Genomic DNA, 26,388 nt, shown 5'->3' on the forward strand with positions numbered 1-26,388 from the left:
CTGCCCTACGTGTGGAGGCCCCGAGATGCAGGCATGGCAAGTGCACCGCAACGGCGAGCCGAGTGAGGTGATGCGGCTCGAAGAGGTGGACCGGCCGACGCCCGGCGAAGGACAGCTCCTGCTCAAGGTCCGAGCCGCGAACATCAACTTCCCGGACGCCCTGCTCTGCCGCGGGCAGTACCAGGTGCGGCCGCCGCTGCCGTTCACCCCGGGGGTCGAGGTCTGCGGCGAGACCGAGGACGGCCGCCGCGTCATCGCCAACCCGGTCCTGCCGGGCGGCGGGCTCGCCGAGTACGTGGTCGCCGACGCGGCCGCCGTGCTCCCGGCGCCCGAGTCGCTCGACGACGCCGAGGCCGCCGCGATGCACATCGGCTACCAGACGGGCTGGTTCGGACTGCACCGCAGGGCCGCGCTCAAGGAGGGCGAGACCCTCCTGGTCCACGCCGCCGCCGGCGGGGTCGGCAGCGCCGCCGTACAGCTCGGCAAGGCGGCCGGGGCCCGGGTCATCGGCGTCGCCGGCGGGCCGGAGAAGGCCGCCGTCGCCCGCGAACTGGGCTGCGACGTCGTCATCGACCGCCGCGCCGACGACATCGTCGCCGCCGTGAAGGAGGCGACCGGCGGGCGCGGCGCGGACGTGGTCTACGACCCGGTCGGCGGCGACGCCTACGCCAAGTCCGCCAAGTGCGTGGCCTTCGAGGGCCGTATCGTCGTCGTCGGCTTCGCCAGCGGCGACATCCCGGCCCCCGCGCTCAACCACGCCCTGGTCAAGAACTACTCGATCATGGGCCTGCACTGGGGCCTGTACGCCACCAAGGACCCGGCCTCCATCGGCCGCTGCCACCGGACGCTGACCGAGTACGCGGCCAAGGGCCTGATCAAGCCGCTCATCAGTGAGCGGGTCCCCTTCAAGGACGCCGCAGGCGCCGTGCAGCGTGTCGCCGACGGCACCACCACGGGCCGCCTGGTCGTCGTCCCGGACGGAGCTGCCCGATGACCGACGCCGCCGCACTCCTCGACCTGACCCGGAAGCTGCTGGCCGACCACCCGCCGGCCACCACCGACCGCACCGACTTCCTCAAGGCGCGCTTCGACGCCGGCCTCGCCTGGGTCCACTTCCCGAAGGGCCTCGGCGGGCTCGACGCCCCCCGCGCCCTCCAGGCCGTCGTCGACGCCGAACTCACCGCCGCCGGCGCACCCGACAACGATCCCCGCCGTATCGGCATCGGCCTCGGCATGGCCGCGCCGACGATCCTCAAGTACGGCTCCCAGGAGGTCAAGGAGCGCTTCCTGCGCCCCCTGTGGATCGGCGAGGAGGTGTGGTGCCAGCTGTTCAGCGAGCCCGGCGCCGGCTCCGACCTCGCGGCGCTCGGCACCCGCGCCGTCCGTGACGCGCATGGCGACACCGGCGACTGGATCGTCACCGGCCAGAAGGTGTGGACCTCCAGCGCGCACGTGGCCCGCTGGGCCATCCTCATCGCCCGCACCGACCCCGATCTGCCCAAGCACCGGGGCATCACCTACTTCATCTGCGACATGACCGACCCCGGCGTGGAGGTCCGGCCGCTGCGCCAGATCACCGGCGAGGCCGAGTTCAACGAGGTCTTCCTCACCGAGGTCCGGATCCCCGACGCGCACCGCCTCGGCGAGATCGGCGCGGGCTGGAAGGTCGCCCAGACCACGCTGAACAACGAACGCGTCGCCATCGGCGGCATGCGGCTGCCCCGCGAGGGCGGCATGATCGGCACGATCGCCAGGACCTGGCGCGAACGCCCGGAACTGCGCACCCACGACCTGCACCAGCGGCTGCTCACCCTGTGGGTCGACGCCGAGGTCTCCCGCCTCGCGGGGGAGCGGCTGCGCCAGCAGCTCGTCGCCGGCCAGCCCGGCCCCGAGGGCAGCGCGATGAAACTCGCCTTCGCCCGCCTCAACCAGGAGATCAGCGGCCTGGAGGTAGAACTGCTGGGCGAGGAGGGGCTGCTGTACGACGACTGGACCATGCGCCGGCCCGAGCTGGTGGACTTCACCGGTCGTGACGCCGGGTACCGCTATCTGCGGTCCAAGGGCAACTCGATCGAGGGCGGCACCACCGAGGTGCTGCTGAACATCGTCGCAGAGCGCGTCCTCGGGCTGCCCTCCGAGCCGCGCAACGACAAGGACGTCGCCTGGAAGGACCTCGCGCGATGACGGATCTGCTCTACTCGGAGACCGAGGACGACCTGCGCGCCGCCGTACGGTCCCTCGTCGCCGCCCGCGGCGACACCACCGAACTCGCCGTCCGCGCCGAGGCCGGTACCCCCCACGACCCGCGGCTGTGGACCTCGCTGGCCGCCGAGATGGGCGCCGCCGGTCTGCTGGTGCCCGAGAAGCTCGGCGGCCAGGGCGCGAGCCACCGCGAGGCCGCGGTCGTGCTGGAGGAACTGGGCCGCGGCATCGTCGCCGCGCCGTACCTCACCAGCTCGGTCGTCGCCACCGAGGTGCTGCTGACCCTCGGGACGCGCACGGAGGCGGTGTCCGGACTGCTCGGCGCGCTGGCCGACGGCAGCCGCACGGCCGCCCTCGCGGTGCCGCTCTCCACGGCCCCCGACGGCCCGCTGCCCGACGGCGGCGGCCGCATCACCGGCGTCGCGGACGCGGCGAGCGCCGATGTGCTGCTGGTGCTGCGGGCCGACGGACTGTACGCCGTGGAGGCGGCGGAGGCCGGGATCGAGGCCCTGACCCCGCTCGACCTCACCCGCCCGCTCGCGGCGGTCACCGCGCCGGACGGCGGGACGCTTCTCGCCGACGCGGCGGCGGGCGAGGCGGCGGTGCGCCGCGGTCTGCTCGCCGGTGCCGGACTGCTCGCCTCCGAGCAACTGGGCCTCGCCGAATGGTGCCTTCAGGAGACCGTCCGGCACACCGGCGAACGCCACCAGTTCAACCGTCCGATCGGCTCGTTCCAGGCGCTCAAGCACCGCATGGCGCAGCTGTGGCTCGAGGTGGTCTCCGCCCGGGCGGCGGCCCGCGCCGCCGCGGACGCGCTCGCGACCGGCAGCCCGGACACCCCGCTCCTGGTCGCCGTCGCCCAGGCGTACTGCTCACGGGTCGCGGTCCACGCGGCCGAGGAGTGCGTGCAGTTGCACGGCGGCATCGGCATGACCTGGGAACACCCGGCCCATCTGTACCTCAAGCGCGCCAAGGCCGACGAGGTCGCCCTCGGCTCGCCCGGACGCCACAAGGAGGCGCTCGCCGGGCTCGTGGACCTGCAGGCGCCGTAGGGAGGCCCGTCACCGCGTAACACCCCTGGTTCCGTCGCACCCTTTACATGAGGTTTAATTGCGAGCAGTTTGCAATAACGGGTGATCTTCAACAGGGGTGTACGCGCATGACGGGCCGATCGATACGGACCGCGGCCGCCACGGCCATGGCCGCCGCGCTGACCTTCGGCGCGGCGGCCTGCTCCGCGCCGGGCGGCGGCGCCGGCGGTGCCAGGGCGAAGGACTCGGTGGTCGTCGGCATCGCCTACGAACCCGACAGCCTCAGCCCGCTGCTCGGTTACGGCAAGGACGGCAACTCCAAGATCTTCGACGGCCTGCTCGCCTTCGACCGGCACATGAAGCTGCGGCCCGCGCTCGCCGCCGCACTGCCGAAGGTCAGCGCCGACGGCCTCACCTACACCTACGAACTGCGCCGTGGCGTGAAGTTCAGCGACGGCGAGCCGTTCGGCGCCGAGGACGTCGTCTTCACCTACCGGACCGTCCTCGACGAGAAGACGAACAACCCGTCCCGCACCGAACTCGACGCCGTCAAGGACGTCAGGGCGGTCGGCGACGACACCGTGGTCTTCACCCTCAAGTACCCCTACGCGCCGTTCGCCCAGCGCACCGTCCTGCCCATCGCGCCGAAGCACGTCGCGGGCGGACAGGACGTCAACACCGGCCCGTTCACCACGAAGCCGGTCGGCACCGGCCCGTACGTCCTCACCGGCTGGTCCAGGGGCGAGAAGATCAGCTTCCGGGCCAACCCCGACTACTGGGGCGGCGCCCCGGCGGTCGGGAAGTTCACCATGGCGGTCATCAAGGACGACGACGTCCGCGCCACCCGGCTGCGCGCCGGCGACCTCGACGGCGCCGTCCTGCCGCCCAACCTCGCCCGGGGCTTCAAGAACGAGCAGGGCAGGAAGACGTACCGGGCCACCACCTACGACTACCGCACCGTCACCCTGCCCGCCGGCAACAAGGTCACCGGCGACACCGCGGTGCGCCGCGCGCTCGACATCGCCGTCGACCGCCAAGCCATGGTGGACAGCATCCTCGAAGGCGCGGGCAAGCCCGCCTACGGCCCCGTCCCCACCGGCAGCGACTGGTTCGCCCGGGGCACCGAGCGCCGCCACGACCTCGCCGGGGCGAAGAAGATCCTCGACGAGGCCGGCTGGAAGCCCGGCCAGGACGGCATCCGGGTCAAGAACGGCGTACGCGCCGCCTTCCCGCTCTGGTACCTGACCGGCGACAAGCTCCGCCAGGACCACGCCCTCGCCTACGCCTCCGACGCCAAGAAGGCCGGCATCGACATCACCACCAAGGCAGGCAGCTGGGAGGTCATCGAACCGCGCATGGCGCACGACGCCGTCCTCGCCGGCGGCGGAGCGCCCGGCGACCCCGACTTCGACCAGTACCTGCTGCTCAAGTCCTCCCTGGCCGGCGACGGCTTCAACAACATGGCCCACTACGACAACCCCGCCGTCGACCGGGCCCTCGACGCCGGCCGCCGCAGCGGGAAGAAGGCCGAACGCAAGGCCGCCTACGACACCGTTCAGCGCGAACTGGTCAAGAACCCCGGCTACACCTTCCTCACCCACATCGACCACGTCTACGTCGTCAACGACCGGTGGGACGGCCTCACCACCCAGGTCGAACCGCACGACCACGGCCTCGCCTCCGGGCCCTGGTGGAACGTCGAGGACTGGACGCCGAAGAAGTGAAACGCGCCCTGCCCCTGGGGGCGATGGCGCGGATGACGGGACGGCGGGCCCTGTCCGCCGTCCCCGTGCTCCTCGCCGTGACCTTCGCGGTCTTCGCCGTCGCCGCCGCCTCGCCCTTCGACCCCGTCAAGGCGTACACCGGCACCGCCGGGCTCACCGCCTCGCAGGAGAACCTCGACCAGATCCGGGCCAACCTCGGCGTCGACCAGCCTCTCGTCAGCCGCTGGTGGAACTGGCTGACCGGCGCGCTCACCGGCGACCTCGGCGACTCCAGCCTGATGCGCCGGCCCGTCGCCGACGTCATCACCGAACGCATCGGCTGGTCCGTGCTCCTCGCCGCCACCGCCTTCGCGCCGGCCATCGCGCTCGGCACCGCCCTCGGCGTGCTCGCCGCCCGCCGCCGCGGCGGACACCTCGACCGGTGCGTCAGCTCCCTCGCCTACACCCTGGAGGCGGCGCCCGCCTTCTGGCTCGGACTCCTCGCCATCTGGTTCTTCGCGCTCGAACTCGGCGTGCTGCCGGCCGGCGGCCTCACCGACACCGCGTCCGACACCGTGACCGCCGGACAGGTCGCCACCCACCTGGTGCTCCCCGCCGCCGTCCTCGGCCTCAGCCAACTGCCGTGGTTCTTCCTGTACGTGCGCCAGGGCGTCGGCGACGCCCTCGACGAGGACCCGGTACGCGGCGCCCGCGCCCGCGGCCTGGGCGAGGGCACCGTCCTCGTCGGCCACGCGCTGCGCTCGGGGATGCTGCCGATGCTCACCCTCGTCGGCTCCCGCGTACCCGAACTCATCACCGGAGCACTGCTCGTGGAGACCGTCTTCAGCTGGCCCGGCATCGCCGCCGCCACCGTGCAGGCCGCCACCTCCGTCGACTTCCCGCTGCTCGCCGCGCTCACCGTCCTCGCGACGGCGGCCGTGCTGCTCGGCAACCTGCTGTCCGACCTGCTCTACGGACTGGCCGACCCGAGGGTGGGCTTCGATGGCTGACCTCGCCTGGAAGTCGCACGGCCGCACGCGCCGCTCCACCCGGACCGTACGCGTCACGGTCTCCGCCGCGACCGTGGCCGCGGTGGCGCTGGCGGTGCTGCTCGTACCACCGCTCGCCCAGCTCGACCAGCAGGCCGTCGACCTGTCGATGAAGCTGCGGCCGCCGTCCCTCGCCCACCCGTTCGGCACCGACGACGTCGGCCGCGACCTGCTGCTGCGCTGCGTCTACGGACTGCGCGTCTCGCTGCTCGTGGGGCTGGCCGCGGCCCTGGTGGCCACCGTGATCGGCACGGTGGTGGGCGCGGCGGCCGCCGTCGCCGGCGGCTGGACGGACCGGGTGCTGATGCGGCTGGTCGACGCCTTCTCCTCCGTGCCGCACCTGCTGCTCGGCATCTTCGTCGTGGCCATGTTCCGGCCCGGGGTGTGGCCGGTGATCGCGTCCGTCGCGCTCACGCACTGGCTGTCCACGGCCCGGATCGTCCGCTCCGAAGTGCTGTCGCTGCGCTCACGCCCGTACATCGACGCGGCGATCAGCGGCGGCGCGAGCCGGCGGCGGGTGGCGGTACGGCATCTGCTGCCGGGCGTGCTGCCGCAGGCGGGGCTCGCGGCCGTGCTGATGGTGCCGCACGCCATGTGGCACGAGTCGGCGCTGTCGTTCCTGGGCCTCGGACTGCCCACCCACCAGGCCAGCCTGGGCAATCTCGTGCAGTCCGCGCGGGGTTCGCTGCTCGCGGGCGACTGGTGGCCGACGCTGTTCCCCGGCCTGTTCCTGATCGTCCCCACCCTCGCCGTGGCCGGCCTGGCCGGCGCCTGGCGCGAACGGATCAACCCCCGCCGCCGATCGGAGCTGATGCTGTGAGCCCGCGATCCGACATGAACGGGTTTGCGCCGGCCGGGGCCGCCGGTACGGCGCGCACCGTGCTGGCCGTACGCCGACTGTCGGCGCGCTTCCGGATGCGCGACGGCCGGCATGTGGCCGCCGTCAGCGACGTCTCGTTCGACCTCGCGGCCGGGCAGTGCCTGGCGCTCGTCGGGGAGAGCGGCTGCGGCAAGTCCGTCCTCGCCTCCGCGCTCCTCGGACTGCTGCCCGCCAACGCCCAGACCGCCGGCTCTGCCGTCGTCGGCGGCGTCGAACTGCTCGGCGCCGACGAACGCACCCTCGCCCGCACCGTCCGGGGCCGCCTCGTCGGGCTGGTGCCGCAGAGCCCCGCGGCCCACCTCACCCCTGTGCGCACCGTCGGCGCCCAACTCGCGGAGACCGTACGGGCCCTGACCGGACGGCGCGGCCCAGCGGCACGCGAGGCAGTCGCGGCGGCGGCGGAACGCGCCGCGTTCCCCGCCGACCACCTCGACCGCCACCCGCACGAACTCTCCGGCGGACTCGCACAGCGCGCGGCCACCGCGATCGCGCTCGTCGGCGACGCGCCGCTGCTGCTCGCCGACGAGCCGACCACCGGCCTGGACCGCGCGCTCGTCGACCACACCGCCGACGAACTGCGCCGCCTCGCGGACGAAGGGCGCGCACTGCTGCTGATCACGCACGACCTCGCGGCCGCGGCGCGCGTCGCCGACCGGGTCGCCGTCATGTACGCCGGACGGATCGTCGAACTCACGGCCGCCGGCGACTTCTTCGGCGGTCCCGGCCCGCGCCACCCGTACGCCCGCGGTCTGCTGAACGCCCTGCCGGAGCGGGAGTTCGCCCCGATCCCCGGGCTGCCGCCCGAGCTCGGCGACCTCCCGGACGGCTGTGCCTTCGCGCCGCGCTGCGCGCGGGCCGACGACGCGTGCACCGTGCTTCCCCGCCTCACCGACGGCGCCGCCTGCCATCACGCCGAGGAGCCGCAGCGTGTTCGAACTGTGTGACATCACCGCCGGCTACGACCGCCGCAGGCCCGTCGTACGCGGTGCCTCCCTGACCGTCGCCCCCGGCGAGGCGGTCGGGCTGCTCGGCCCCAGCGGCTGCGGCAAGTCCACCCTCGCCAAGGTCGCGGCCCTGCTGCACCGGCCCGACGCCGGCCGTGTCGTGATGGACGGCGCCCCCGTGGAACCGGGGGACGGCCGGCGTCACCGCGCGCCGCGCGCCCTGCGCACCGCCGTCGGCGTGGTGTTCCAGCAGCCCCGGCTGTCCGCCGACCCGCGGCTCTCGCTGCGCGAGCTGATCGCGGAACCGCTGCGCGCCACGGGCCACCGGCGGTCCGAGGCCGCCGACCGCGCCGAGGGGTCCGCCGCGGCCGTCGGCCTCACCGGCGAACTCCTCGGCCGGCGGCCCCACGAAGTCAGCGACGGCCAGCTCCAACGCGCCTGTCTCGCACGGGCGCTGGTGCTGCGGCCGCGCTGGCTGGTCTGCGACGAGATGACGGCCATGCTCGACGCGTCGACGACCGCCGCGCTGGTGGCCGTCGTCGAGGACTACCGCCGCGAGCACGGCGCCGGGCTCCTCGCCGTCGGCCACGACCACGTCCTGCTGAACCGCTGGTGCGACCGGACCGTCGACTGGTCCGAGATCGCGGAGCGCTGAGCCGCCGCCCTCGCGTACGGCACATGACGGGCGGCCGAAGGCCGTCGCGGATCGGCGTCTACCGGGGCGGGCCGACCGCGCTGTCGTAGACGTTGTGCGGGGTGGCGACCGCTGTGATCGCCCGGGCGAGGAGGGCGGACGGCTCCAGGCCCTGGCTCTGGATGTCCGTGTTGATCATGATGACCAGGTGGCCTTCTGCGAGGGCAGGTAGACGGTCACGGTCTCGTAGCCCGGGATCGAGCCGTTGTGCCCGGTCCAGCCGTTGGTCTCGAGGATGCCGAGGCCGTAGCTGGTACCGGGGAAGCCGGTCGGCAGCGTCCTGAGCCCCTGCGCCTGGGTCTCGGGGCTGAGCAGCCCTCCGGTGGCGACGACCTCGGCCCAGCGGCGCAGGTCGTGCAGGTCCGAGATCATCGCACCGGCGGCCCAGGCCCAACTCGGGTTCCGGTCCGTGGCGTCGGCGACCGAGCCGCTCAGTGTCTGGTCGGTGTAGCCGCGCGGGTGCGGCTCGGGGAACTCGGCTCCCTGCGGGTCGTGGATGAAGTCCGGGTCGGAGGTGTACGGGAACAGGCCGCCGCGCATCCCGGCCGGATGACGCGGCGTGATCCGGTCACCGTTGGGCACGCCGTCGATGTAGGCGGAGATCGGGTCGTCCAGCCCGAGGCGACCGTCGTCCACGAGCTCGAGCAGCGCGGTGACCGTGAAGGTCTTCGTCTCGCTTCCGATCCGGACGTAGGCGTCGGCGGCCATCGGCTCGCGGGTGTCGGCCAGTCGTCCTTGTCGTGCCGGGCGACGCTCCCGGTGTGGACGGCTGTGGCGGGAGCCGCTGCCATCGGTGTGAGAGCAGACGCCACGAGCACTGCTGCGGCGAACAGGCGGCGGTAGGGGGTACGTCTCAGTCGGTCCGGGGTGCACGGGCTCAGGGCGGCAACATCACCACCGGCACCCGTAAGCCAGGTCTCTGTGCAATCCGCGTTCCAGCGAGTCCACCCGTTAGGAGCCGCGCGGGCTGCCTGGGCGGCCAGGACCGGCCCATCGCGGGCCGGGGGACGGACGGCTGCCGCCGGGCCGCCTGCGTACGGACGCCGACCGGAAACGGAAACTTCGCGAGGCACACCCGTTCGGCGGACACGCCAGTCGGCCGTACGAGACCTCCGCTGCGCCAGACTGGCCGCCGAATGCCGCAATTCCGGCGCGGCGAAGGAGGTTGGCGATGGCCATTTCGATCTCGGTGGTGCTGCTCCTGCTGGTGCTCGCAGTGATCTTCCTGCGCAGCGGCGGGCTGAAGCTGAGCCACGCGGTGGTCTGCGCCCTGCTCGGCTTCTTCCTTGCGGGCACCAGCATGGCGCCGACCATCCAGGAGGGCATCGCGGCCACGGCCAACGTCGTGGGCAGCCTCAGGCCCTGATCGGTACGGTGGTGGCGCGGGGGAGCAGCGCGGCCGTGGCCGGTTCCGCGGACGACTTGATGCGACGACGATGGGACGTGTGCGATGCCTCTCGAGGGCGAGTATGAGCCGAGCCCCGAAGCCTGGGTGCGCGAACAGGTGGAGGAGTACGAGAGTTCGGGCGGCCGGCGCGGGACGACGCTGCGCGGGATGCCGGTCGTCGTGCTCACCACCCGCGGGGCCAGGAGCGGCAAGATCCGCAAGACCCCGCTGATGCGGGTCGAGCACGCGGGGGCCTATGCGCTGGTCGCCTCACAGGGGGGTTCGCACCAGCACCCGACCTGGTACCACAACCTGAAGGCCGACCCGCAGATCGAGCTCCAGGACGGCCCGGTCCGCCGGGACATGACGGCGCGTGAGGTGACCGGCGAGGAGAAGGCGCTGTGGTGGGGGCGCGCCGTCGAGGCGTATCCGGACTACGACGACTACCAGAAGAAGACGGACCGGGAGATCCCCGTCTTCGTCGCCGAGGTGCCGGACCGGGACCGCTGAGAGAGCGGGGGACCGGTACGCCGGCGGGCGTACCGGTCCGGATTCGGGGGGCGGGGAACGGGGGTACGGGGAACAGGGGCGGACTAGCGGCCGGGGACCGCGCTGCCGAAGCCGTTGGTGCCGAGCTGTTCGAACCGCTCCTGGACGTTGGCCGCGAACACCCGCTGCTCGGCGGCGGGATAGGACTCGTGGCTGTTCATGGCCACCGTCAGCACTCCGCTGACCGGTGCGCTCGGCGAGGTCCGCACGGGGGTGCAGAGGAAGCTGAAGGCCTGCGGCGAGGGCGAGTCGTAGGTGGTGATCGCCGCGTGGGGGAGGGTGGTGGTCCGGCCGGTGTGGAAGGCCTCGTCCATCGCGTTGAAGACGCCGACGGAATCGAGTCCGGACAGGACCTGCCGCCCCGGGCTGAACTGGGGGACCATGCCGAAGGCCGCGCCCTGCTTGCCGTTGGCGTAGCGCAGCAGATGGTGCGGGCCCTCGGTGAGCATGATGGGGAAGGGCGCGCCGTCGAAGACGGCGAACAGCTCGCTCTGCTGCGCGAGCAGGCTGTCCCGCAGCTTGAACTCGGACAGCAGGGTCTCGGTGAGTTCCTGCATCCCCTCCTTGATCTTGCGGTCCCAGTTGCGGGCCACCACGTCGGCCACGCACACCGTGCCGAGGATCATGCCGGTGTTGTCCCGCAGCGGGGTGCCCAGGTAGGAGCGCACGCCCATGTCGTTGACCAGGGCGTTGCCCCGGAACCGGGGGTAGTCGAAGACGTCGTCCAGGGCCAGTTGCGACCCCTGGGCGACCACGTGGGGGCAGAAGCCGTAGTCGTTCGGGGCCTCACGGGCTATGTCGCTGAGGTCGAAGACGATGCCCCGACTCTCGGTGTCGGTGTCGCCGTCGGGGGAACTCGGCGGCACATACATGCCACGGAACATCTGCCGCTCGTCGTTGATGAAGTTGACCATGGCGAGGGGCGACTGGGTGAAGCTCGCCGCGAGCCGTGCCACTCGGTCGAACGTGGCCTCGGCCTCAACGGTGTTGAGGCCGAGGACCTGCAGCCGGAGCCTGCGCTGCTCGCCAGAGTGCCGGGTCTGATCGGGTGTCAGGGGGTCCATGCGACCAGATGAAACCAGATCAGCGGTACCGCGCACTAACCAAGTTCGTTCTTTTCCGTTTCGCTCGTGATGCGCGCATCGCCGCAGGGGTGGGCGAGGGTCGTCCACAGGGCACTCTTCCCGCAGGCCGAACCGCGCATTTCGCCTGAATCGGGCGAGATTTCGACCTTGATCGATCACTTCCCGCCAATCCATGAGCCGGAATCGGTCGTGGCGGTTTTACATATGACAATCGTGCGGTGGGTATCCATGCGGCGGACAGCGCCGTGGGGCCGCGGGGAGGGGAACAGGCAGTGGGGCAAGTGCGGTTCGGACAGCAGGGACACTGCCGCGGGCACGGGCAGCACAGTCCTGCCGTCGGCCGTGTACCGCCCGATGTCACGCAGGGAAGCCGCTCTGTCCCGGGACCCGAGGTCGCGGTCCCGGCCCCGCTGGGCGGGGCCCGGGATTCCCCCCGTGCCCCCCGTGCGGCCGGCCCGCCGACGCCGCGCACCGTCGTGCGGCGCCCCGCCCGCCGCACGGTGACATCGTTATGGGCAGCACCTCGAGCCGCGGGCCCGGCGCCGTCCCCGCCGTCCGTGAGCAGCGTCAGTGCTGCCTGTCCGTGAGAGTCCGCGACAGGCCGGACACCCATGCCGGCACTGAACCCGGCAGCACGACGCCGGAGTTCGTCCCACCGGGTGAGCCGTGCCGTCCGACCGGACCGGACCGGTGCGGCCCGGCGCGCGGTGCCGACTGCCCCGGGGCACGGGCCGGCCGCCGTTCTGCCCGGCACCCCATGGAGCAGTGAACAGCGCGTTCGTGCATCGGCGTCACGAAGCGAAGCATCTTAAGGAGTGGTCTGATGAACAGGACGGACGACGTCGACGCACGGTCGGTCGCGGTGATCGGCATGGCCTGCAGGCTGCCCGGCGCCGACGGACCCGACGAGCTGTGGGACCTGCTGCGAGGCGGTGTGGACGCCACGAGCGAGACACCACCTGATCGCTACGACGTGGACGCCCTGCATTCCGAACAGCCGGGCCCGGGAATGATCGGCAGCCGACGGGCCGGCTACCTGGACGGCATGGCCGACTTCGACGCGGAGTTCTTCGGGATGTCGCCCACCGAGGCGCTCGAACTCGACCCGCAGCAGCGGCTGCTGCTCATGACGGCCTGGGACGCGCTGGAGGACGCGGGCCGGGTGCCCGACGAACTGGCGGGCACCCGGACCGGCGTCTTCGTCGGCAACGCGCGGGGCGACTACCTCGAGAACCACTTCCGCCAGGGCCTGCACACGGCGACCGCCTCACAGCTCAACAACTACCGCTCCCTGCTGCCCGCCCGCCTGTCCTACGTCCTCGACCTGCGCGGCCCCAGCGTCCTGATCGACACGGCCTGTTCCTCCTCGCTGGCGGCCGTGCACAGCGCGGTGCAGAGCCTGCGCGCCCGGGAAAGCCCCCTGGCCCTCGTCGCCGGAGTGAATCTCATCCTCCGCCCCGACGAGGGCGTCATGATGACCCAGGCCGGGGCGCTCGCCGCCGACGGCCGGAGCAAGTTCGCCGACGCGGGCGCCGACGGCCACACCCCGGGCGACGCGGTGGGCGTCGTCGTCCTCAAGCGCCTCGCCGACGCCCTGGCCGACGGCGACCCGATCCGGGCCGTCATCGAGGGAAGCGCGGTCGGCAACGACGGACGCACCAGCGACTCGGTGCTGAACCCGTCCCTGACCGGCCAGATCGAGGTGCTCCGGTGGGCGTACGAGGACGCCGGCGTGTCACCGGCCGAGGTGGACTACGTGGAGGCGCACGGATCCGGCTCGCCGGTGCTCGACGCCCTGGAGATCAGCGCGCTCGGTGAAGTGCTGGGCGAGGGCCGGCCGTCGGACCGCCCGCTGCTCGTCGGCTCCGTCAAGACCAACATCGGCCACGCGGAGGCCGCGGGCGGCATAGCCGGACTGATCAAGACCGTACTGTGCCTGGAACACGGCCAGGTCCCGGCGAGTCTGCACCTCGACACCGCCACCCCCCGGGTCGCCTGGGACGAACTGCCCGTCCTCGTACCGGAGAAGCTCCAGGACCTGCCCGACCAGGGGCGGCCGCACCGCGCTGGGGTCTCGGGGCAGGGCTCCTCGGCCCTCAACGCGCACGTGGTGATCCGCCAGGCCGACGCGCGGCCCGCCACGGAGGAGCCGGCCGGCGGGCCGTACCTGCTGACGCTCTCCGCCCGTACGCCCGACGCCCTGGCCGCGCTCCGCCGCTCCTGGGCCGCGTACCTCGGACCCGACGGGCCCGGCGCCGCGTTCAGCCTCCGGGACCTCTGCTACAGCGCGGCCACCCGCCGCCGGCACCATGAACACCGGCTGGCCTTCGTCGCGTCGTCGCACGAGGAGCTGGCCGCGGCGCTGGACGGCGCGGCGGACGCGGCCCCGGGCAGGAAGGCGCCGAAGAAGCTGGCCGAGGCCGCGGACCGCTACCGCGACGGCGGCACCGTGGACTGGCCGGCGCTGTCCGGTGAGAGCGGCCGCTACGTCCCGCTGCCCCGCTACCCCTGGCAGACCAAGCGCTACTGGCCCGACGACGAGCGGGAGGAGCGCACCGGCGACCTGGCCGACTGGGTGCTGCGCGAGCACGCGCGCACCTCCTTCGACGACGACTCCACACTCGTCGACGTCGGGATCGACTCGCTGGCCAAACTGCGGATCATCGTCGAGCTGTCCGAGCAGACCGGCCGCGAGGTCGACCCCGAGGAACTGGGCGGGCTGCGCACGGTCGGCGCACTGCGCCAGTGGATCCAGGCGATGGAGGCGCGGACCCCGTGAGCGAACCCCAGAGCGTGTACGGCTGGTTCGACCGTTCGGCCACCGTCCTCGGGGACGACTGCACCGCCCTCGAAGTGGGCGAGGAGCAGCTGACCTACCGCGAACTGCGCGAGTTGGCCGAGCGGATCGCCGCCCGGCTCGTCGCGTTCAACGGCGGCGTGGCCCCGCGCAGGGTCGGCCTGCTCGCGAGCCGCTCGGTGACCGCGTACGCCGGCTACCTCGCCGTGCTGCGGTGCGGCGCTGCCGTCGTCCCCCTCAACCCGGAGCATCCGCCCGCCCGTACGGCCCGGATCGCCGAGACCGCGGGCCTGGACCTGGTGCTCGCGGACCCCTCCGGGGCCGGCACCGACCCCGGGGCGCCGCTGCTCGTGCTGGACGCCGCCGACCTGGGGTCACCGGCGGCCGGTTCCCCCGACGGGCTGCCGGACCCGAAGACCGGTCCGGACGACATCGCCTACATCATCTTCACGTCCGGATCGACCGGAGCACCCAAGGGCGTTCCCGTCTCTCAGGCCAACCTCTGCGCCTACCTGGGCCATGTCGCCTCCCGGTACGACATCGGCCCGGGCAGCCGGCTCTCCCAGACCTTCGAGCTCACCTTCGACGGTTCGGTGCACGACCTGTTCGTCGCCTGGGCGTCCGGCGGCACCCTGGTCGTGCCCAGGCGCGGCCAGCTCCTGTCACCGGTCAGGACGGTCAACGCGCTCCGGCTCACGCACTGGTTCTCCGTGCCGTCGCTGATCACCTTCGCGTCCCGCCTCGGCACCCTGAAGCCGGGCAGCATGCCCACGCTGCGCTGGAGCGTGTTCGGCGGCGAGCCGCTGACCCTGGCCGCGGCGGCGGAATGGCAGACGGCCGCCCCGGACAGCGCCCTGGAGGTGCTGTACGGGCCGACCGAACTGACCATCTCCTGCACCGCCTACCGGCTGCCCCGCCACCGGGCGGACTGGCCCCGCACGGTCAACGGGACGGTGCCGATCGGCACCGGCTACCCGACGCTGGACATCCTGCTGCTGGACGACGACGGCCGGCCGGCCGAGGCCGGTGAGCTGTACGTCCGCGGTCCGCAGCGCTTCCCCGGCTATCTGGACCCGGCGAACAACGCGGGCCGGTTCCTGCCCTCCGACGGCGCCGGCGCGGCCGCGGCCCGCGACGGCGGGGACCTCACGCCGACCGAGAAGCACTGGTACCGCACCGGCGACCGGGCCGCCATGCACGACGGGCACCTGGTCCACCTGGGCCGCACCGACCACCAGGTCAAGATACGCGGCCACCGGATCGAACTCGGCGAGATCGAGGCCATGCTGAGGCAGCAGCCAGGGGTGCGCGACGCGGTCGTGCTCGCGGTGCGGGCGTCCGACGGCGAACCGGAGCTGGAGGCCGCCGTCAGCGGCGCCGGCTGCTCCGACCGGGAGCTGTACTCCGCCCTGAGCGAGCGGCTGCCGCCGTACATGATGCCCCGCCGGATCGTGACCCTGGAGGAGCTGCCGCTCAACGCGAACGGCAAGATCGACCGGCAGGCGCTGCTCGCCCGGCTCCGGAGCGGCCGCTGAATCCCCGCGACGGACGGTGCGCACGCTGCCGGCGTCCGTGCCGTCCCCGTCCCCCTTCCTCCCCACGTCTGTGAGGTACGCACGTCCATGTTCGACGCCATCGTGGTAGGGGCGCGCTGCGCCGGAGCCCCCACAGCCATGCTGCTCGCCCGCGCCGGGCACCGGGTGCTGATGCTCGACCGCGCCGGTTTCCCCTCCGACACCCTCTCCACCCACCTCATCCACCAGCCCGGCGTGGCCGCGCTCGCCCGCTGGGGAGTCCTCGACGCCGTACGCGCCACCGGATGCCCGCCGCTGGACCGCGCGGTCTACGAGGTGGCCGACATCCGTCTCGAGGGCTGCGGCCGGGGAGTCGCGGGACAGCGGGCCGGATACGCCCCCCGCCGGCACGTCCTGGACGCCGTCCTGATCGACGCGGCCGTGGCCGCCGGGGTCGACTTCCGTGAACGGTCCTCCGTGACCCGGCTGCTGCACGACGACACGGGACGCGTCATCGGTGTGGAGGGCACCCACGGGGGCCGCCCCTTCACCGAGCGGGCGCCCCTGGTGATCGGCGCCGACGGTATGCGCTCCACGGTCGGCAGACTCGCCAGAGCCCCCTTCACCACCAGGGACGACCGGCTGACCTGCGCGTATTACGGCTACTGGGAGGACGTGCCGGCCACCCTCGAGCTCTACGAGAGCCCCGGCAGCTGGGTCGCCGCCGTGCCCACCAACAACGGGGCGACGCTCGTCCTGGCGTACTTCCCGCAGTCCCGGTTCGACGAGGTGCGGACCGATCCGCGCGCGGCCCACCTGCGGCAGGTCAGGGCCACCGCCCCGGCCCTGTACGACCGGCTGGACGGCAAACGACGCGTCGAGCGGCTGCGCGGCACCGGCGACCAGCAGAACTTCTTCCGGCAGGCGACCGGACCCGGCTGGGCCCTGGTGGGCGACGCCGGCCACCACAAGGACTCGATCACCGCGCGCGGCATCAGCGACGCGTTCCTCCAGGCGGAGGCGCTGGTGCGGCAGGTGGGGGGTCGGCTCGGCGGTGACCCCGGCACACTCGACGAGGCGCTGCGGAACTACGCGGAGGAGCGCGACGCCTTCCTCGCCGCGGGGTACCAGGCCACGCTGTCGGTGGCACAACTGGCGCCCCACGAGCAGCGGCTCTCGCTGCTGCGGGCGGTCGGCAAGGACCCCGAACTGACGGCGATCTACTTCGACATGGTCGCCGGCATCGGTACCGTCGGGGCCCTCTACACCCCCAAGCTGCTGTCACTGCTGTGACCTGCTCGTCCCGGTCCGTCCCGGCCTTCCCGGCGCCCGCCGGGCGGCAAGATCCATACGGCTGAACGGCGCGGGTGAAGGTACGGCATGATCCTGGTACGGTTCAACCCGCCCCGCCGCCGTGAGTGACGATCCATCAGACTTCCGAGCGTGGGGGGTACTTGGACATTGAATCGTCCCTTACTGCCATGAGTGGTGTGTTTCGCTGCGTATGAGGAATCAGATGCCAGGCACCCGCGCCCAGCGGACAACTCACAGGTCCGCCCCGCGCAGATCTCTCCGCACGTCCTTCGCCGTGCCCTTCGTCGTCCCGGCCCTGTGCCTCACGGGACTGTGGGGCTATACGGCGACCGGGCTCGTCGACGAGCGGATGCAGGTCGGCGCCGACGTGGACCGGCTCGTCTCCGTCGGCAGGCCCGCGCACGGTGTGCTGGCGAGCCTGCAGGACGAACGCCGTCTCACCGCCGTCTGGCAGGCGGACCGCACCCCTGCCTCCCGCGCCGTGCTGGACAGCGCCCGGGGCAGGACCGACGCCGCGATCGACGACTATCGCGGCGCCGCGCCGTCCGCGCTGGACACGGACGCGCTGAAGAGCCGCGCCACGGCACTGGACAAGGCGCTGGGCAAGCTGGCCGAGCGCCGCAAGGCGATCGACGCGCGCAGCCTCTCCGTCACCGACGCCTTCCAGTACTTCACGGACACCGTCACCGACGCGGCGGGCGTGCTCTCCGCCGCCACCCGGACCGGCGACGGGGCCGTCGCGAACAGCGTCGCCGCCGCGGCCTCCCTGGTGCAGGTGACGGAGATGCTGTCGCGTGAGGACGCGATGATCTCCGGGGCTCTGCCGTCCGGCCGGATGGCCGCCGCCGAGCGCGCCCGGTTCGGCCAGTACACGGCGCTGCGCCGGGAGGCCGCGGGCTCCCTGCACGCTCCCGACCTCCCGGCCGGCGGCGCCGCCGCGTACGAGGACCTCACCGACAGCCGGCCGTGGAAAGAGCTGGCGTCGGTCGAGGACGCCGTGGCCGCCGACGGCGACAACGAGCTGCCGGACCGGGCCGGGGCCTGGCCGGACGACGCCGGCAGCGTTGTCAAAGACCTCCAGGAGCTCAACGCGGCCTTCCTCGAGGACCTGGCCGAGGCCGGCTCCGACCGCGCCGACGGCCTGCTGCTGGGCGTCGCCCTCGGGAGCGCCGGCACCGCCGCCGCCCTCGGCCTCGTCGCCGTCCTGGCCCTGCGCGTACGGCGGTCCGTGCTCGGACGCCTCTCGGAGCTGCAGCACAAGGCCGAGGACCTGGCGAACGACCGGCTGCCGGAGGCGCTGGCCAAGCTGGAGCGGGGCGAACCGCTCGACCCGGCCCAACTTCCCGCACAGGGGCAGCGGACGGGCGACGAACTGGGGCGGCTCGACGCGGCCATCGAGCAGCTGGCGCGTGTCGCCGCGGAGACCGCGGTCCGCCAGTCCCTCGGCCGCGAGGGCACGGAGAAGGTCTTCGCCAAGCTCATCCGCCGTACCCAGACGCTGATCCACCGCCTCATCTCGCTCCTGGACGACCTCGAGCGCAAGCACGAGGACTCCGACCTGCTGAAGGACATCTTCAGGGTCGACCACCTCGCCACCCGGGTGCGCCGCCACTCCGAGAACCTGGTGATCCTCGGCGGCTCGCCGCCCACCCGGCGGATGACCGCCCCGGTCTCCATCACCGACGTGATGCGCAGCGCCGTGGCGGAGACAGAGCACTACACCCGGGTCAAGGTGAAGAACCTCCCGCCGGGACGGCGGGTCTCCCTCGCGGGCCGGGCCGTCGCCGACGTCACCCACCTGCTGGCGGAACTCATCGAGAACGGCACCAACTTCTCGCCGCCCGACACCCAGGTGTTCGTCAGCGCGACGAAGGTCGCCAGAGGACTGGCCCTGCACGTCGAGGACCACGGCCTCGGGATGCCGGAGGAGCACCGCGCCCGGGCGAACCGGCTGCTGGTGAACCCGCCCAAGCTCGACATGATGACCCTGGGCGAGGACCCGCGGCTCGGCCACTTCGTGGTGGCCAGGCTCGCGGAGCGGCACAAGATCAAGGTGGAGCTGCGCGAGTCCGTCTACGGCGGGACGCTCGCGATCGTGCTCGTGCCGACAGCGCTGCTCGACGAGCAGGACTCCCCGCTGATGGAGCACCTCAAGTCGGCGGCCGCGGAGTCCGAACCGCAGGCCGCGCCCGCGGCGCCTGCCGCGCCCGAACTCCACGCGGAGGTCCGGGTGCCCGCCATGGCGGGCGGCGGCGCGGCCTCCGCCGTGCAGGACAGGCCCCACGACACCCAGGGGTACCCCGAGTACGGAGGTGCAGGTCTGTTGCCGGCCGTATCCGCCCACCAGCCTCCCGGCCCCGGTCCTGGTCCCGGTCCCGGTCCCGGTCAGGGGACCATGCCAGGGGCGCCCGCTCAGGTCCCGACTCCGGCGCCCGCCCCGCCTCAGTCGCACGCCCCGGCTCCGCCTCCGGCGCCCGCCCCGGCCCCGGCCGCCGAGTGGCTGCCGCCGCAAGGACATCCCGAGCCCGAGGCCGCGCCTCCCGGGCCCGCCGGCCACGGGTACCCCCGGACCGGCTCCTCGCCCCTGACGACACCCCGCGTGCTGCCGCAGCGCACCCGGGGCGCCAGCCTGGCGCAGCAGTTGCGCAAGGAGGCCGCCGAGGCGGAGGGCGAGGCTCCCGACGACGAGAGCGGCGGCCTGTCCCCCGGCGAATCGGCCCGCACGATGATGGCCATCCAGCAGGGAATGAAGCGGGCCCGGAACTCGGACACCGACGAGTCGGCTGGCGCGGACGGTCAGGCTCAGTCGCCCGACCCCAGCGCCAACTAACTGTGAGGGAAAGACAGTAATGACTGAGCAGGTAAGAGCCACTCCTCAGCTGGACTGGCTGCTGGACAGCCTCGTCGAGCAGATCCCCGAGATCCGCTGCGCCATTGTCCTGTCCGGGGACGGCCTTCTTATCGGTAAATCGAAGGGCCTCGCCCGGGACGACGCCGAGCATCTGTCGGCGGTCGGCTCCGGCATGCACAGCCTGGCCCGTGGCGCCGCGCGCCACTTCCACGGCGGCGAGGTCCAGCAGACGGTCATCCAGATGGACAAGGCGTTCCTGTTCGTCACCGCGGCCGGCCGGGGAGCGAGACTGGCCGCGATCGCCTCAGAGGAAGTGGATGTCGGGATGATGGCGTTCGAAATGGGCACGCTCGTCAAGCAGGTGGGCAAGTACCTCAGCGCCGCACCCCGTGTGCAGGCTTCCTTCCACGGTCATATCCAGGATGCCTGAGGCGCCGTGGCACGACGACGAGGGGGCCGGACGCCATGTCCGGCCGTACGCCATCACCGGCGGCCGAACCCGCCACAGCCAGCATGCCTTCGCGCTGATCACGCTGGTGGTCACCAAGTCGCTGGACGACGCGGGACACGAGCCGCTGGAGCCGGAGTCCGCCGAGATCCTGGCGATCTGCCGGGAGCGCGCGGTGGCGGTGGCGGAGATCGCCGCCCACCTGGATCTGCCGGTCAGTGTGGTGAAAGTCCTCTGCGGGGACCTGCTGAACTCCTCGTTGATCCTGGTCCAGTCCCCGCCCGACGAGTCTGAGAAGCCGAGCGTGGAACTCATCGAAAGGGTGATGGATGCTATCCGCCAGCTCTGAGCCGGTCATGCCGACGGCCCTGAAGATCCTCATCGCGGGCGGCTTCGGCGTGGGCAAGACCACCATGGTCGGCTCGGTCAGCGAGGTGCCTCCCCTGGAGACAGAGGAACGCATCACCGAGGCCAGCTACGGGATCGACGACCTGGCGGGTGTGGAGGGCAAGCACTCGACCACCGTCGCGATGGACTTCGGCCGGATCACCGTCTCCCCGCAGCTGGTGCTCTATCTGTTCGGCACCCCCGGCCAGGACCGTTTCTGGTTCATGTGGGACGACCTGGCGCTGGGCGCGCTGGGCGCCGTGGTCCTGGCGGACACCCGGCGGCTGGACGCCTCATTCGCCTCGGTGGACTTCTTCGAGGAGCGCCAGATCCCGTTCGCGGTCGGCGTCAACTGCTTCGACGGCAGACGGGAGTGCACCGCCCAGGAGGTCAGATCCGCGCTGGCGCTCGACCCGGCCACGCCCGTCATGCTGTGCGACGTCCGCGACCGCGGCTCCAGCAAGGCGGTGCTGCTCGCGCTGCTGGAAGCGGCGAGGGCGCAGGCGTACGCCCGGATGACACCGGCCGGACGCTAGTGTCCTGGGCTGTCCCGCACCGGGCCGCCGCCCGCCGACCTTGCGCGGCCGGCGGCCCCGTCACGCGAAGTTGACGAGACGGATGTAGCGCACCCAGTCCCAGAGCGGGCCCGGATCGGTGTGGGTGGCGCCGGGCACCTCGGAGTGGGCGATGATGTGCGCCCGGTCCTTCGGGATGCCGTACCGGTCGCAGATCGACGCGGTCAGCGCCGCCGACCGCTCGTACATGGCATGGGTGAAGTAGGCGGGCCGGTCCACCCAGCCCTCGTGCTCGATGCCGATGCTCCAGGTGTTGTAGTTCCAGTTCCCCGCGTGCCAGGCGACGTCGCGCTCCCGTACGCACTGCGCGACATGCCCGTCCGACGAGCGCACCACATAGTGCGCCGAGACCCTTTTCGCGGGGTCGCGGAAGATGCCCAGGGTGTCGGCGTAGTTCTCCTGCGTGACGTGTACGACGACGTACCGCACCGGGTAGGACGACGGCCTGTTCGAAGCCGTGAAGTTGGCGGAGGAGGCCGGAATCCACTCCGCGGGCGGGTAGTCGGCACTGGCCCGGACGGCGGCCCGCGCACCGGGCACGGCGAGCAGCGCAGGGGCGGACGCCGCGACGGCGGCGCCCCGGAGCACGGTTCTGCGGTCCATGTGGCCTTCTCCTGGTTGGGGGAACAGGGGAGCGCGGCAGGACAAGGCCCGGCAGAGCCTCGCGGCCCTACGGTACTGGCGGCCGAGTGGCCCGCGGAAGGACACGTCGGCCGCCAACTGTCATTGATACGAACGGCAGTTGAGGCTCCGGGTGTGCGATGCGCGGGTCGTCACGCGCTCTGTGTCAGCGCACCCGCCAGCGCCTCGGCGGGATCGGCGGAGGCGGGGCCGGCCGGCGTCCACCCGCCCCGTTCCCTGCGGAACGGCCACCACTGCCCGTCCGGCCCCAGGCGCAGTTGCGTCCCGGCCCCGACCACCGTCCAGCGGGCCGGCCCCGCGGGACGCAGCCGCGGCCGGTCCGCCTCCGCGACCTCCGCCCAGGCGGCCGCGAGCGCGTGCGCCGCCCGCGCCCGCCGTGCCGGGTCGGGAGTGAAGTCCTCCTCCAGCGCCGCCAGTCCGGCGGTCTGGCCCAACTCCCAGGCGCGTACGGCCAGTCCGGCCTCGGCGCGGGTGCGACCCGTCCCGGCGGCGAGCCGGCCGGCGATCACCGGACCGGGCACCGACGCGGTCATCCGCACCGCGTCCTGGTCCCGGGTCAGCGCCGGCTCCACCGGCTGCTCGTCATGGCCGGGCGCGAGCGCCTGCGCCAGCATGAGCCGGGCCCGCGCCGCCGCGTCGGCGACGAGGAACTCCAGCGCCTCGGTGTCGAGTCCGTCCCCCGGAGGCGCCGGCGTGTCGAGGGCCGGTGCGGGTCCGGGCTCGTCGGGCAGCGGGGGCGGAGCGGGCAGCGGCGGCAGTATGCTCCCCGCCCCGAACGCCTCGTCCGCAGGCACCCCGCCCGCGGTCGGCTCCTCCTCGGCCGCCGGCTCCGTCGCCCGCGCCGCGCTCCGCGACTGCAGCTCGTCCAGCAGCCGGCGCTCCCCGCGTCCGCGCATCAGCAGCAGTACGAACGGGTCCTGGTCGAGCAGACGGGCCACCTGGTAGCAGAGCGCCACCGTGTGCGGACAGTGGTCCCACGCCTCGCACGTGCACTCGGGCTCCAGGTCTCCGATCCCCGGGAGGAGGTCCACACCGGCCGCGGCGGCGTCCTCCACCAGATGCGGCGGCATGTCCCGGTCGAGCAGCGCCGCGATGTGCCCCGCCCGGTCCGTGGCCATGTCCAGGAACCGTTCCCACTCCTGCTCGCCGAGCTCCTGGAGCAGCACGTCACTGCGGTACGCCGTGCCGTCGCGGTCCCGTACCACCGCGGTGATCCGTCCGGGCCGGACGGTGACCGCCCCGACCGCGCCCTGCCGGGCGTGCCGGCGGCCCTTCTTCAACTGCTGCCCGTCGAGCGCCGTGTCCTGCAGGGCCTTGATCCAGGCCAGGCCCCACCACGTCTGCGCGAGACCCCGGCCCTGGGCGGCCGGCAGCGCGTCGAAGGTCCGCTCGAGGCGGTCCGGTCCGTCGGATGCGTTCATCGTCCAGCTCCCCGCAGTGCCACCAGCTCGGCCAGTTCGTCGTCGGTCAGTTCGGTGAGGGCGGCCTCGCCGGAGCCGAGGACCGAGTCCGCCAGGTCCTTCTTCCGTTCCAGCATCCGGGCGATCCGGTCCTCGATCGTGCCCTCCGCGATCAGCCGGTGCACCTGCACCGGACGGTCCTGCCCGATCCGGTGGGCGCGGTCGGTGGCCTGCGCCTCGACGGCCGGATTCCACCAGCGGTCGTAATGCACCACATGCTCGGCCCTGGTGAGGTTCAGGCCGGTGCCCGCCGCCTTCAACGACAGCAGGAACACCGGGACCGCACCATCCTGGAAGCGGGCCACCATCGCCTCCCGCTCGGGCACCGGGGTGCCGCCGTGCAGGAACTGCGTCGGCACGCCGCGTTCGGCGAGATGCTCCTCGAGCAGCCGCGCCATCCGCACGTACTGGGTGAAGACGAGCACGCTCGCGTCCTCCGCCAGGATCGTGTCCAGCAACTCGTCGAGCAGCTCCAGCTTTCCGGAGCGTTCCGCGATCCTGGGCCGTTCCTCCTTCAGGTACTGCGCCGGGTGGTTGCAGATCTGCTTGAGCGAGGTCATCAGCTTCACCACCAGACCGCGCCGTTCCATGCCGTCCGCCTCGGAGATCGCGGCCAGGGTCTCGCGCACCACCGCCTCGTACAGCCCGGTCTGCTCCGGTGTCAGCGACACGGCCCGATCGGTCTCGGTCTTGGGCGGCAGCTCGGGCGCGATGCCCGGATCGGACTTGCGCCTGCGCAGCAGGAACGGCCGGACCAGCGCGGCCAGCCGGCGGGCGGCCGCCGGGTCCGCGCCGCCCTCGACCGCCTGCGCGAAACGGCTGCGGAACGTGCCGAGCCGCCCGAGCAGTCCGGGGGTGGTCCAGTCGAGGATCGCCCACAGCTCGGACAGGTTGTTCTCCACCGGTGTGCCGGTGAGGGCGACCCGTGCCTTCGCGCCGATCGTGCGCAGCTGCCGGGCGGTCGCCGAGTACGGGTTCTTGACGTGCTGCGCCTCGTCGGCGACGACCAGGCCCCACGCGGCCCCGGCGAGCCGCTCCGCGTCCAGCCGCATCGTGCCGTACGTCGTCAGGACGAACTCGCCGTCCGCGAGGTTCTCCAGGGAACGGGCGGCGCCGTGGAAGCGCCGTACGGGGGTGCCGGGCGCGAACCTCTCCACCTCGCGCTGCCAGTTGCCCATCAGGGACGTCGGGCAGACGACGAGGGTGGGGCCGGCGGCGGAGGCGTCGGTCTGCCGGTGCAGATGGAGCGCGATGAGCGTGATGGTCTTGCCGAGTCCCATGTCGTCGGCGAGGCAGCCGCCGAGGCCCAGGGACGTCATCCGGTGCAGCCAGTTCAGGCCCCGCAGCTGGTAGTCGCGCAGGGTGGCCGCGAGCGCCGCCGGCTGGGCGACCTCCTGCGGCCCGCCCTCCGGCTCCACCAGCCGCTCGCGCAGCCGCTCCAGCGCACCGGACGCCGCCACTTCGACCGTCCGCCCGTCCACCTCCGCGGACCCGGTCAGTACGGCGCCGAGCGCGTCCACGGGGGAGAGCTTGCGGTCCTGGCTCTCCCGGGCGCGCCGCGCCTCGGCCGGGTCGATCAGCACCCACTCGTCGCGCAGCCGCACCACCGGCCGGCCCGCCTCGGCGAGCCGGTCCAGTTCGGCGCGGGTGAGCTGGTGGCCGCCCAGTGCGAAACGCCAGTCGAAGGAGAGCAGGGCGGCCGCGGACAGGAAGGACGGAAGGCCGGAGGAACGCTCGTCCCGGCCGTCCCCGGCCCCGTCGTCGCCGGGCGGGCCGATCACCGCCCGTGCGGTCAGCTCGCGGGCGAAGTGCCGCGGCCAGTGCACCTGGACGCCGGTGGCCGCCAGCGCGCGTGACGCCTCGCCCAGCAGCTCCGTGATCTCCTCGTCGGCGAGTTCGACGGCGTCGGGCACGGCGGCGTGGAGGAGGGGCGCCAGCGCCGGCCAGGCGTGGGCCGCGCGGCGCAGTGCCAGGAGCGCGTCCAGCCGGGCCCGGGGCCCGAACCCGGCCGCCGCGGCGGTGGCGTTGGCCCACACGTCGGCGGCGTCGGCCACGAGCGCGGGGTCGTTGACGCTGTGGATCTGGAGGACCGCGCGGAACGTGGGCGCCTCGTCCGCCGCTTCGGCGTCCGGGCCCGTCGGTTCGATCCGCAGCGAGAGGCGTACGCCCGCGTCGTATCCGGCGGCGATGTCCGCGGCCCAGGACCGCAGACCGGGCAGGTGCTGCGGCTCCGGGGCGGCGAACGCCGGGCCCCCGGCGGCCAGCGGCGCGGCGGGCGAGCGGGGCAGGCCGTCCGCGACCGCGTCGAGGAACCGGCGCAGCAGGCCCTCCGGTTCGGGCAGCAGCAGCGTCCCCGCCGACGCGTCCAGCGGCACGGAGTGCGCGGCGGGCGGCATGGAGGCCGCCAGCGTCCGCAGCCGCTCCAGGTCCTCGGCCGCCAGGGGGCCCGCCCGCCAGGCGTCCCGGTCGGTGGGGCTCAGGCCGGGCAGCAGCAGTCCGCGTGCGGCCAGTCGGAGCGCCAGCACGGCCGCCGCGCCCCAGAAGGCCGCCGAACCGGACGCACCGGCGGCGGCGCGGGCCCGGGTCAGCACCGGCAGCGCGTCCCGTACGGGCAGGAGCAGCGCGGGTACTTCGGCGGTGCGGACGCCGTCGGTGACGACGGTCAGCGACGCCGGCGTGTCGTCGTCGACGGGCAGCGCGCCGCCGTCCGGGCGCCAGAACGCGACACGGCCGGTGCGGGCGGGGTCGCCGGGGAGGAACACGGCCGAGCAGGGGATGAGTGCGGAGAGCGCGGGCAGGTCGACATGCACAGCGATGATGTGTCCTCAAATTTGACTAGTGCGAAGGTCGAAGCGCCGAGGGTACAGCACCCCGTC

The 26,388-nt window shown here is 73.1% G+C and carries 21 protein-coding genes and 1 pseudogene; 17 read left to right on the plus strand and 5 right to left on the minus strand.

The window, feature by feature from the left end:
* The first annotated feature begins 25 nt into the window (after positions 1-25).
* The 8 genes from ACFYOP_RS25035 (at position 26) to ACFYOP_RS25070 (ending at position 8,464) form a co-directional block, all read left to right on the plus strand.
* Positions 26-994: an NADPH:quinone oxidoreductase family protein gene (locus tag ACFYOP_RS25035; protein WP_356893490.1), complete on the plus strand. Its 969-nt coding sequence runs from the start codon at positions 26-28 to the stop codon at positions 992-994.
* On the plus strand, positions 991-2,184 hold the full coding sequence (locus ACFYOP_RS25040) for an acyl-CoA dehydrogenase family protein (protein WP_356893488.1): 1,194 nt from the start codon (positions 991-993) through the stop codon (positions 2,182-2,184). The genes ACFYOP_RS25035 and ACFYOP_RS25040 overlap by 4 nt, the downstream gene beginning before the upstream one ends.
* Positions 2,181-3,254, plus strand: a complete 1,074-nt coding sequence (locus tag ACFYOP_RS25045; protein ID WP_356893486.1) for an acyl-CoA dehydrogenase family protein — start codon at positions 2,181-2,183, stop codon at positions 3,252-3,254. The genes ACFYOP_RS25040 and ACFYOP_RS25045 overlap by 4 nt, the downstream gene beginning before the upstream one ends.
* A gap of 107 nt (positions 3,255-3,361) precedes the next feature.
* The gene (locus ACFYOP_RS25050) at positions 3,362-4,957 is read left to right on the plus strand and encodes an ABC transporter substrate-binding protein (protein ID WP_356893484.1); all 1,596 of its coding nucleotides are present in this window, start codon (positions 3,362-3,364) and stop codon (positions 4,955-4,957) included.
* Between the two features lie 23 nt (positions 4,958-4,980).
* Positions 4,981-5,946 carry an ABC transporter permease gene (locus ACFYOP_RS25055; RefSeq protein ID WP_356893737.1) on the plus strand — a complete coding sequence of 322 codons (966 nt, stop codon included), beginning with the start codon at positions 4,981-4,983 and terminating at the stop codon, positions 5,944-5,946.
* Positions 5,939-6,805 carry an ABC transporter permease gene (locus ACFYOP_RS25060; protein WP_356893482.1) on the plus strand — a complete coding sequence of 289 codons (867 nt, stop codon included), beginning with the start codon at positions 5,939-5,941 and terminating at the stop codon, positions 6,803-6,805. The genes ACFYOP_RS25055 and ACFYOP_RS25060 overlap by 8 nt, the downstream gene beginning before the upstream one ends.
* Positions 6,806-6,819: 14 nt before the next feature.
* Positions 6,820-7,809: an ABC transporter ATP-binding protein gene (locus ACFYOP_RS25065; RefSeq protein ID WP_356893480.1), complete on the plus strand. Its 990-nt coding sequence runs from the start codon at positions 6,820-6,822 to the stop codon at positions 7,807-7,809.
* Entirely contained in the window at positions 7,793-8,464 is a 672-nt protein-coding gene (locus ACFYOP_RS25070) for an ATP-binding cassette domain-containing protein (RefSeq protein ID WP_356893478.1), read from the plus strand. Before ACFYOP_RS25065 ends, ACFYOP_RS25070 begins: the two co-directional genes overlap by 17 nt.
* A 58-nt stretch (positions 8,465-8,522) precedes the next feature.
* On the opposite strand, the pseudogene ACFYOP_RS25075 reads toward ACFYOP_RS25070, so the two are convergent.
* Positions 8,523-9,360: pseudogene (locus ACFYOP_RS25075) on the minus strand (serine hydrolase domain-containing protein).
* A gap of 314 nt (positions 9,361-9,674) precedes the next feature.
* On the opposite strand from ACFYOP_RS25075, the gene ACFYOP_RS25080 reads away from it, so the two are divergent.
* Together ACFYOP_RS25080 and ACFYOP_RS25085 are read left to right on the plus strand one after the other, a co-directional pair.
* Positions 9,675-9,869, plus strand: a complete 195-nt coding sequence (locus ACFYOP_RS25080; protein ID WP_356893476.1) for a hypothetical protein — start codon at positions 9,675-9,677, stop codon at positions 9,867-9,869.
* 84 nt (positions 9,870-9,953) lie between these two features.
* Positions 9,954-10,400, plus strand: a complete 447-nt coding sequence (locus tag ACFYOP_RS25085) for a nitroreductase family deazaflavin-dependent oxidoreductase (protein WP_356893474.1) — start codon at positions 9,954-9,956, stop codon at positions 10,398-10,400.
* An 83-nt stretch (positions 10,401-10,483) separates the two neighbouring features.
* Here the strand turns inward: ACFYOP_RS25085 and ACFYOP_RS25090 are convergent, their stop codons facing one another.
* Complete coding sequence (locus ACFYOP_RS25090) at positions 10,484-11,503, minus strand: GAF domain-containing protein (protein WP_356893472.1); 1,020 nt, start codon at positions 11,501-11,503, stop codon at positions 10,484-10,486.
* An 844-nt stretch (positions 11,504-12,347) separates the two neighbouring features.
* Between ACFYOP_RS25090 and ACFYOP_RS25095 the strand changes: the two genes are divergently transcribed.
* The 7 genes from ACFYOP_RS25095 to ACFYOP_RS25125 all read left to right on the plus strand — a co-directional run bounded on the left by ACFYOP_RS25095 (position 12,348) and on the right by ACFYOP_RS25125 (position 21,371).
* Entirely contained in the window at positions 12,348-14,303 is a 1,956-nt protein-coding gene (locus ACFYOP_RS25095; RefSeq protein ID WP_356893470.1) for a beta-ketoacyl synthase N-terminal-like domain-containing protein, read from the plus strand.
* Positions 14,300-15,856, plus strand: a complete 1,557-nt coding sequence (locus ACFYOP_RS25100) for an amino acid adenylation domain-containing protein (RefSeq protein WP_356893468.1) — start codon at positions 14,300-14,302, stop codon at positions 15,854-15,856. The genes ACFYOP_RS25095 and ACFYOP_RS25100 overlap by 4 nt, the downstream gene beginning before the upstream one ends.
* 87 nt (positions 15,857-15,943) lie before the next feature.
* On the plus strand, positions 15,944-17,128 hold the full coding sequence (locus ACFYOP_RS25105; RefSeq protein ID WP_356893466.1) for an NAD(P)/FAD-dependent oxidoreductase: 1,185 nt from the start codon (positions 15,944-15,946) through the stop codon (positions 17,126-17,128).
* A gap of 223 nt (positions 17,129-17,351) precedes the next feature.
* Positions 17,352-19,979, plus strand: a complete 2,628-nt coding sequence (locus ACFYOP_RS25110) for a nitrate- and nitrite sensing domain-containing protein (protein ID WP_356893464.1) — start codon at positions 17,352-17,354, stop codon at positions 19,977-19,979.
* Between the two features lie 19 nt (positions 19,980-19,998).
* The gene (locus ACFYOP_RS25115; RefSeq protein ID WP_356893462.1) at positions 19,999-20,430 is read left to right on the plus strand and encodes a roadblock/LC7 domain-containing protein; all 432 of its coding nucleotides are present in this window, start codon (positions 19,999-20,001) and stop codon (positions 20,428-20,430) included.
* Entirely contained in the window at positions 20,423-20,797 is a 375-nt protein-coding gene (locus tag ACFYOP_RS25120) for a DUF742 domain-containing protein (protein WP_356893460.1), read from the plus strand. The genes ACFYOP_RS25115 and ACFYOP_RS25120 overlap by 8 nt, the downstream gene beginning before the upstream one ends.
* Positions 20,778-21,371: an ATP/GTP-binding protein gene (locus ACFYOP_RS25125; protein WP_356893458.1), complete on the plus strand. Its 594-nt coding sequence runs from the start codon at positions 20,778-20,780 to the stop codon at positions 21,369-21,371. Before ACFYOP_RS25120 ends, ACFYOP_RS25125 begins: the two co-directional genes overlap by 20 nt.
* A gap of 60 nt (positions 21,372-21,431) precedes the next feature.
* Here ACFYOP_RS25125 and ACFYOP_RS25130 read toward each other — a convergent pair whose 3' ends face one another.
* The 3 genes from ACFYOP_RS25130 to ACFYOP_RS25140 form a co-directional block, all read right to left on the minus strand.
* Entirely contained in the window at positions 21,432-22,013 is a 582-nt protein-coding gene (locus ACFYOP_RS25130) for an N-acetylmuramoyl-L-alanine amidase (protein WP_356893456.1), read from the minus strand.
* Positions 22,014-22,183: 170 nt separating this feature from the next.
* On the minus strand, positions 22,184-23,473 hold the full coding sequence (locus ACFYOP_RS25135; RefSeq protein WP_356893454.1) for an SWF or SNF family helicase: 1,290 nt from the start codon (positions 23,471-23,473) through the stop codon (positions 22,184-22,186).
* Positions 23,470-26,322, minus strand: coding sequence for a DEAD/DEAH box helicase (locus ACFYOP_RS25140; protein ID WP_356893452.1), 2,853 nt, complete (start codon positions 26,320-26,322; stop codon positions 23,470-23,472). Before ACFYOP_RS25140 ends, ACFYOP_RS25135 begins: the two co-directional genes overlap by 4 nt.
* Between the last annotated feature and the right edge of the window lie 66 nt (positions 26,323-26,388).

This window comes from Streptomyces sp. NPDC006294 (assembly GCF_042870895.1).
Taxonomy (GTDB): Bacteria; Actinomycetota; Actinomycetes; order Streptomycetales; family Streptomycetaceae; genus Streptomyces.

Bases quoted from the DNA above. Each gene is read 5' to 3' on its own strand.
- ACFYOP_RS25110 (WP_356893464.1), top strand. From the start codon at position 17,352: ATGCCAGGCACCCGCGCCCAGCGGACAACTCACAGGTCCGCCCCGCGC.
- ACFYOP_RS25135 (WP_356893454.1), bottom strand. From the start codon at position 23,473: ATGAACGCATCCGACGGACCGGACCGCCTCGAGCGGACCTTCGACGCG.
- ACFYOP_RS25050 (WP_356893484.1), top strand. From the start codon at position 3,362: ATGACGGGCCGATCGATACGGACCGCGGCCGCCACGGCCATGGCCGCC.
- ACFYOP_RS25125 (WP_356893458.1), top strand. From the start codon at position 20,778: ATGCTATCCGCCAGCTCTGAGCCGGTCATGCCGACGGCCCTGAAGATC.
- ACFYOP_RS25045 (WP_356893486.1), top strand. From the start codon at position 2,181: ATGACGGATCTGCTCTACTCGGAGACCGAGGACGACCTGCGCGCCGCC.
- ACFYOP_RS25035 (WP_356893490.1), top strand. From the start codon at position 26: ATGCAGGCATGGCAAGTGCACCGCAACGGCGAGCCGAGTGAGGTGATG.
- ACFYOP_RS25080 (WP_356893476.1), top strand. From the start codon at position 9,675: ATGGCCATTTCGATCTCGGTGGTGCTGCTCCTGCTGGTGCTCGCAGTG.
- ACFYOP_RS25105 (WP_356893466.1), top strand. From the start codon at position 15,944: ATGTTCGACGCCATCGTGGTAGGGGCGCGCTGCGCCGGAGCCCCCACA.
- ACFYOP_RS25120 (WP_356893460.1), top strand. From the start codon at position 20,423: ATGCCTGAGGCGCCGTGGCACGACGACGAGGGGGCCGGACGCCATGTC.
- ACFYOP_RS25090 (WP_356893472.1), bottom strand. From the start codon at position 11,503: ATGGACCCCCTGACACCCGATCAGACCCGGCACTCTGGCGAGCAGCGC.
- ACFYOP_RS25085 (WP_356893474.1), top strand. From the start codon at position 9,954: ATGCCTCTCGAGGGCGAGTATGAGCCGAGCCCCGAAGCCTGGGTGCGC.
- ACFYOP_RS25115 (WP_356893462.1), top strand. From the start codon at position 19,999: ATGACTGAGCAGGTAAGAGCCACTCCTCAGCTGGACTGGCTGCTGGAC.
- ACFYOP_RS25060 (WP_356893482.1), top strand. From the start codon at position 5,939: ATGGCTGACCTCGCCTGGAAGTCGCACGGCCGCACGCGCCGCTCCACC.
- ACFYOP_RS25130 (WP_356893456.1), bottom strand. From the start codon at position 22,013: ATGGACCGCAGAACCGTGCTCCGGGGCGCCGCCGTCGCGGCGTCCGCC.
- ACFYOP_RS25065 (WP_356893480.1), top strand. From the start codon at position 6,820: ATGAACGGGTTTGCGCCGGCCGGGGCCGCCGGTACGGCGCGCACCGTG.
- ACFYOP_RS25095 (WP_356893470.1), top strand. From the start codon at position 12,348: ATGAACAGGACGGACGACGTCGACGCACGGTCGGTCGCGGTGATCGGC.
- ACFYOP_RS25055 (WP_356893737.1), top strand. From the start codon at position 4,981: ATGGCGCGGATGACGGGACGGCGGGCCCTGTCCGCCGTCCCCGTGCTC.
- ACFYOP_RS25040 (WP_356893488.1), top strand. From the start codon at position 991: ATGACCGACGCCGCCGCACTCCTCGACCTGACCCGGAAGCTGCTGGCC.